This window comes from Amazonocrinis nigriterrae CENA67 (assembly GCF_016056305.1).
GTDB classification, from domain to species: domain Bacteria; phylum Cyanobacteriota; class Cyanobacteriia; order Cyanobacteriales; family Nostocaceae; genus Amazonocrinis; species Amazonocrinis nigriterrae.
Genome location: NZ_JAECZC010000009.1, coordinates 70,142 through 76,289, shown reverse-complemented (window position 1 = coordinate 76,289; position 6,148 = coordinate 70,142). Strand labels below are relative to the sequence as shown.

Sequence of the window (6,148 nt, the reverse complement as noted above, 5' to 3'; positions counted from 1 at the left end):
TGATTATTTTTCTGAAGTTCAAAAAACTCAAGTGGGTTATTTAATTTGGTCAAAATTTCCCATTCGAGTTTACGTAGAACCACCAAAAACAATCAGCGAAAAGCAGGCTGAAGCATGGGTTAATAGCGTCTTGTCGGCTGTGCAAGAGTGGAATGCTTATTTACCTTTGATGGTAGTTGCACAGCCAGAAGTTGCTGATATTAAGATTTTGCGAAAAGCCCCACCTCTACAAATTTCTCCGGGTAGCAAAATCACCCGTGCGCGTTCTGCACAAACCACTTACGAGTTATACACTAGCAACAACATTTTATTGCACCGCTTCACTATTTTATTGAGTCCCAGCCAGACAGGTAATTATCTCACCGCAGCCGTGCGTCATGAATTCGGCCACGCTTTAGGAATTTGGGGGCATAGTCCGTTGCAAACTGATGCTTTATACTTTTCCCAAGTTCGCAACCCACCGCCTATTTCTGCTAGAGATGTGAATACTTTGAAGCGGGTTTATGAACAGCCAACTAGTTTAGGCTGGGCTTTGGTAGATAATCAAAAGATTGATTAAGTAAAATCTAAATTGGAAACTGCCGACTTTTTTCATAACCAAGGTAAAACATATAAATTAGGGGCTTATGAATAACGAATATAACGAATATAAATTCAGATTAAATGAAGTAACACCTGAATCTATAGTTCCTCATCTTCATACATACTCTGTCTACTGACAGCATAATCTGAAAGGGGTGGCACGTTATGGTGATGACTTGCAGCCCATTCACGAAAAGCTTTTACCCACTCATCAGGCGTTGCAGTTTCATAGAAGGGGCGCTTGTGTTGTTTGTTCACGAGTTGCTTGAGCATCGTATCCAAATGAGGTTTGATTTGTTCCTCAGAAAGATTAGTAATACGTGCCAAAGTCTGAATGATATTCTCCAAGTCTTCTCGATGCATTTGAAACAAGCTTTGTAAGTGCTGAGAAAATTGGGGTTTTTGGTTGTCGCTCAAAGATGTATCTGTATTCATAAGTCGCAAATCATCGCGTAACTAGAATACTAGCCAAAATTACCCTTACTTTTTACTTTTACCTACGCCCCCCAACTTAGTCTTACAGGTCGTCGCTGTGCTAAAACTTGTCGATACAATTCTTCCAACGAAGTAATATTATTGCTGAGGGTATACCGTTCTAACACGCGGTTTCTAGCTTTTTGCCCCAGTACAGTAGTTAACTCAGGATGATCTTGGAATAATGGCAAAAGGGTTTTTAACTGCGATCGCACCGTCTTTGTATTTAAAACTACCCCTGCTCCTTTTTCCAATACTTCGCCATCTGCACCCACATCAGTGGCTAAACAAGCCAATCCACAAGCCATTGCTTCTAACAAAGACAACGATAAACCCTCTACCAATGAAGGCAAAATAAATACATCCGCGCCACGTAAAATTTCGATACGGCGGTCTTCATCAGCAACAAATCCCAACCAAGTAATGTTGTATTCCCAATCATAAAATGGTTCTAAAGATGGCTTTAAAGGGCCATCGCCCACAATCAACAACTTACTACCTGGTGCCATTTCTGACTGCTTCCAAGCACGTAGTAGGGGTTCTACGTTTTTTTCTGGGGCTATGCGACCTTGGTAGACAAACAAGCGCTCAGCTTGGAATTCTGCTTTGATTGTAGAAGGCCCAGGAGAATATTTGACAGTATCTACACCGTTGGGAATCACAGCAATATTTTCTTCTTTTACACCCATACGCGCCAATAATTCTCGCTGAATTTGGGAAAATACAATCACGCGATCGTAGTTACCCAAAAAAGGCGCGTAGAGTTGATAAGCCAAAAGTTGTGTCCCCGATATCAGTTTTGCCCCCTTACCTGCAAATGGTGTGTGGAAAGTGGCAATTAGAGGCAAATTTAGTTCTTCACAGATTTCCGGTAGAACAAAATCAAGAGGAGACAGAGTTAAAGAGGCATGGACTACATCTGGTTTAATGCGTCGCAGCGACTGTGTTAAGACCTTGGTCGCTTTGAAAGTCGGAATTGTGTAGACCTGAGACTTATAAATAAAAGGTAGGGGAACTTCTTGAAGATTTGGCCAGTTACCGGATTCAGATTCTTCTTGAGCAAAGTGAAGAAAGCTAACTTCATGCCCCCGGTCTAGCAAAGCATTTGTAACTTCCCGACTGTAAGTAACGTTACCACAAAAGGGCGATTTTTTTCCGATCCAGGCTATACGCATTCTTTATTAGCTATTGAGAAAAGCAGGTTTTATTTATACAGTTTCGTATCCTTGATTGTTTATCTTTTATCTCGTTGCACTTCCTGAATTTTTATTGACTATAAAATTCCGCCTAACCAATCAAAAAAGCGAAATTTCGCACTAATACAATTAGTGCATTTGCGGCTTATTTAGCCTAAAGTAATGACTTGCTTATGGCCATACATTGATAACAACTTTTTCTGGTTTCTATCAAATTAACAGCCAGCAAGTTTATCATAAATTTTTCTGGCTTAAGTTTACCACGAAAGCAAAAACTTTAAGTAAATGAGTAATAGTGTCAACCTCTTGATTCAATCAAGTAACTAGGACAACAGTTGCTCATTTTGAGAAACCCCTACGTACCCGTCACTGTCACGAAGTGGCAATTATCAGCAGGTTATAATGCCCACTGATCTAAGTCTTTCTTTATGATGGTGGAGGTCTGAAACCCAAAAATTACAAATTAGCAATTAGGAATTACATAATAAATTTTATGATTTGATATTACTCACGGGAGTTATACCAAGTTAATATCGTTCCTGAAAAGACGATCGCAGCCAATCCCAAAAACACAGCTTGTAATCCCACAAAGGTTTCTGCTACACCTGCCAAGGCTAAAGGCAAAGAAAGAGCAATATTAATCACATTATTTTGCAAACCAAAAACTTTACCCCGCATTTCTGCTGGGGTTTCTGTTTGGATTGCAGTCTGCATAGGAATACCGACTAATGCGCCAAAGATACCCAACAATGTGATCAACAGTAGGACAAGCCATAATTGTGTGGTAAATATAGAAAGTCCAATCAGAGATGCTGCCATACCTACACAACCACAAAGGCTTAATTGCGTATAGGAAAAGCGCTGACCGAACTGGCCGAGAATTGTTGCTCCTCCAGCAATGCCAACACCACCAGCTGCTAATAAAAATCCAAATTGGGAAGCTTTTAAGTTAGGAATTATTTCTGCCATACGAACGGCCAAAACAGTTAATGCCGCAAAGACAGAGAACAAAATAATTAGTTGCAGTAAAGCATTGCGGACTTGATGATTGGCTTTGAGGTAGCCGAAACCATCGCGTAAATCAGAGAAAACGTGAGGAAATTCTGTGTTCTCATCGTGGCGTTTTTCGTGAGTCACTAACAGTAATAAAATTATGCCAGCGATCGCATAACTGCCACCCACTAAAATTTCTTTGCCCAAACCATTATTACCAACAACTTGCAGCCAAAGTTGATCCGCGATCGCTAACAACGGTTCTCCAACGGCAAACCCAACAATCACCGATGCCATCATCGTTGTTGTGTAAAGAGAATTAGCCGAGAGTAAATGCTGTTCTTCCACCACTAAAGGAATTGCCGCCTGTTCTGCTGGTGCAAAAAACTGCGTCAGTGTGGAAACTAAAAAAGTCACACCCAAAATAATCACAAAACCCACCGGCAACATTCCTATGGGTTGCCAATCATGAGTTAACCACAACAAAAAGGGAATTGCCAACACCAAGATGCCACGCCAAGCATTTGTTGCCACTAATACAGCCTTTTTCGACCAGCGATCCACAAACACACCAGCCAGAGAACCGAACAGCACAGCGGGAATAGTGAAGGCCATCATCAATGCTGATACCCAACCACTAATGCTTTGATTACTGCCCTGAAATTGAGTGTTAATTAAGGCAATCATCAGCACTAAATACACTTTATCTGCCAGTTGGCAAAAAACTTGACCACCCCAAAGAGCCAGAAAATTAGGATTTTTTAATACGGGTAAAAATCCATACTGTTTGACATTTCCTGATGCTTTTCCACCTTCACCAGATGCATCTAATTGTGCTGGCTCTTTACCTGTGGTATTTGATACTCGCAATTGCCCATTGCTATTTGCTTCAGCAGTGGTTAATTGCTTGTCGGCTTGTTTTTCGCATTGCCTTGACACATCACTTTTAGGTATTTCCAATGTCCGATGTTGCTCGTTAGAAACGTCTGGTGAAGACATTTCATGACGGTTCATTGGACTAGGTGTAGATTTGGGAACAGCACTAAGGTGATTTGTAACTGTAGGAGCTGATGCCCTATTCTGTTTTCTGGCGTGGCTTGGTGACAAAGGCAGGATTTTTGTATCCAAATCAGACGGTTGCATCATGGTTGGCAGCAAAATAAGAGTCTATCAAGGTAGCAGAGCGAATGGGGCGACCTAAATGATATTGAGCATACTGGCGCAAAATCTGCTCAACAGATAACCAGCCATCATCTTTGGCTGCATTTATTTGCATTATCTCTGGTTGTGAGAGCTGTTGGAACATAGCTAGTTCTGTAGCACTCAGGCGACCAGAAATCACTGGTATTTCTTGCCTGTGGGCAACTGTTTGGTAACTAGATATTTGGGGCGATTCTGTGATTGGGTGATTAGGTAATTGGGTGAGTTTTGAATTTTCCCTATCTGTGCCAATTCTCCCCTCTCTTCGCAAGCGTTCCCAAGCATCTAAGGAAACCATACCACCTGCGGGGATACTAAATCCTACTTGCCAGTTAGGGTCTTTTAGATCCGGTCGTAGGGGTTGCTGAGTCAGGCAACAGACTTGTACTTGAGGTGTTAGTCCTGCTAAAGCTAACAGGTGAAATACTCCATGAGCTAGATGTGCATAAATACCAAATGTCTCTGTGCTAGGTAATGCTTCTAACCTATGGAGATGTTCATTGAATAACTCATAAAGTTCTTCTTGGGGTTGTTCGCTCAAAGCTTGACACAGTACTATTTCTGCTAAATACTGCCCAGCAGAGAGCTTTCCCAAATCTTTAGCTAGACCTGGATAAGTTTTTAATGTTTGTGCTTGAGTAATTTTATCAAGCGATCGCCCTTTAGCAATCAGCAGTTCATTTACTACAAACATCCCACTCCTACCGCCAAGGCTGGAGTTGTGCTTGCGCGATCCTGGAGCAACTGCTCGAATCAAACCAAATTCGCGTGTCAAAATTGTCACTATCCTGTCCGATTCTCCCAGTGCTTGGCTTTTGAGATTAATTCCAGTTGCTTTATAGGTTCTACTCATGAGTCATTAGTCATTAGTCATTAGTCATTAGTCATTAGTCATTAGTCATTAGTCATTAGTTAGGACAACTGACAACTGACAACTGACACCTGACAACTGACTATTCACCCTTTTCCAGGTTATCGCGCTGACGGATCAAATCAATGCCGCGAGACGTGCCTAATCTAGTAGCACCCGCTAGAATCAAGTCAAAAGCTTGATTTAGTGTGCGGATACCCCCTGAAGCTTTGATTCCCACCCTTTCTCGTGCCACTTCCTTCAAAAGCCGCACATCTGCCACAGTAGCACCACCATTCCAGCCTGTACTGGTTTTCAAAAAAGCTGCCCCTGCATCCATAGATATTTCCGCAGCTAATTTTTTCTCAGCATCCGTCAGCAGGTTAGTTTCTAAAATCACCTTGACTGTTTGCCCTGTCTCTTCGCAAATTGTGGCAATCTCTCGGTGAACTTGCTCAGTTTTACCAACTTTTAACCAGCCTAAATTGATGACTACATCCAACTCAGTAGCTCCATTTTCCACTGCTTCTTGAGCTTCATAAAGCTTGACTGCTGAAGTCGTTGCTCCACTAGGAAAACCAATCACCGTACAGACTTTTGGGTTCTTGCCGTGGAGGAGTTCTGCTGCTTGCTTGACATAAGCGGGATACAAGCAAACCGCCGCAAAATGAAATCTGTCTGCTTCTTCACACCATTGCTCAACTTGCTCTGGGGTGGCCGTTGGCGTTAATAGGGCGTGATCTATAAATGGCGCAATATCAATATCTGGATAGTCTGCTGCCATCGTTTCTCTTACCAAGGATTGATTATTAAACTTTATAAAAAATTAAAACATTTCTTATATATATATTAA

Annotated in this window: 6 protein-coding genes; 1 reads left to right on the top strand and 5 read right to left on the bottom strand. The window is 41.7% G+C overall.

All coding sequences use genetic code 11. The features are described 5' to 3' along the window. Positions 1-559: peptidase (locus I8748_RS07370; protein ID WP_225896347.1), on the top strand; the 559-nt coding region annotated here is incomplete at its 5' end. 122 nt (positions 560-681) lie between these two features. Here the strand turns inward: I8748_RS07370 and I8748_RS07365 are convergent. The 5 genes from I8748_RS07365 to deoC form a co-directional block, all read right to left on the bottom strand. Next, positions 682-1,017 carry a hypothetical protein gene (locus I8748_RS07365; RefSeq protein ID WP_198123995.1) on the bottom strand — a complete coding sequence of 112 codons (336 nt, stop codon included), beginning with the start codon at positions 1,015-1,017 and terminating at the stop codon, positions 682-684. A 62-nt stretch (positions 1,018-1,079) separates the two neighbouring features. Further along, positions 1,080-2,231 carry a glycosyltransferase family 4 protein gene (locus tag I8748_RS07360; RefSeq protein ID WP_198123994.1) on the bottom strand — a complete coding sequence of 384 codons (1,152 nt, stop codon included), beginning with the start codon at positions 2,229-2,231 and terminating at the stop codon, positions 1,080-1,082. Positions 2,232-2,756: 525 nt separating this feature from the next. Continuing rightward, complete coding sequence (locus I8748_RS07355) at positions 2,757-4,388, bottom strand: MFS transporter (protein WP_404800285.1); 1,632 nt, start codon at positions 4,386-4,388, stop codon at positions 2,757-2,759. Beyond that, positions 4,375-5,298, bottom strand: a complete 924-nt coding sequence (recO, locus tag I8748_RS07350; RefSeq protein WP_198123992.1) for a DNA repair protein RecO — start codon at positions 5,296-5,298, stop codon at positions 4,375-4,377. The genes I8748_RS07355 and recO overlap by 14 nt, the downstream gene beginning before the upstream one ends. Before the next feature lie 100 nt (positions 5,299-5,398). Next, positions 5,399-6,079, bottom strand: a complete 681-nt coding sequence (gene deoC / locus I8748_RS07345; RefSeq protein WP_198123991.1) for a deoxyribose-phosphate aldolase — start codon at positions 6,077-6,079, stop codon at positions 5,399-5,401. Positions 6,080-6,148 lie beyond the last annotated feature (69 nt).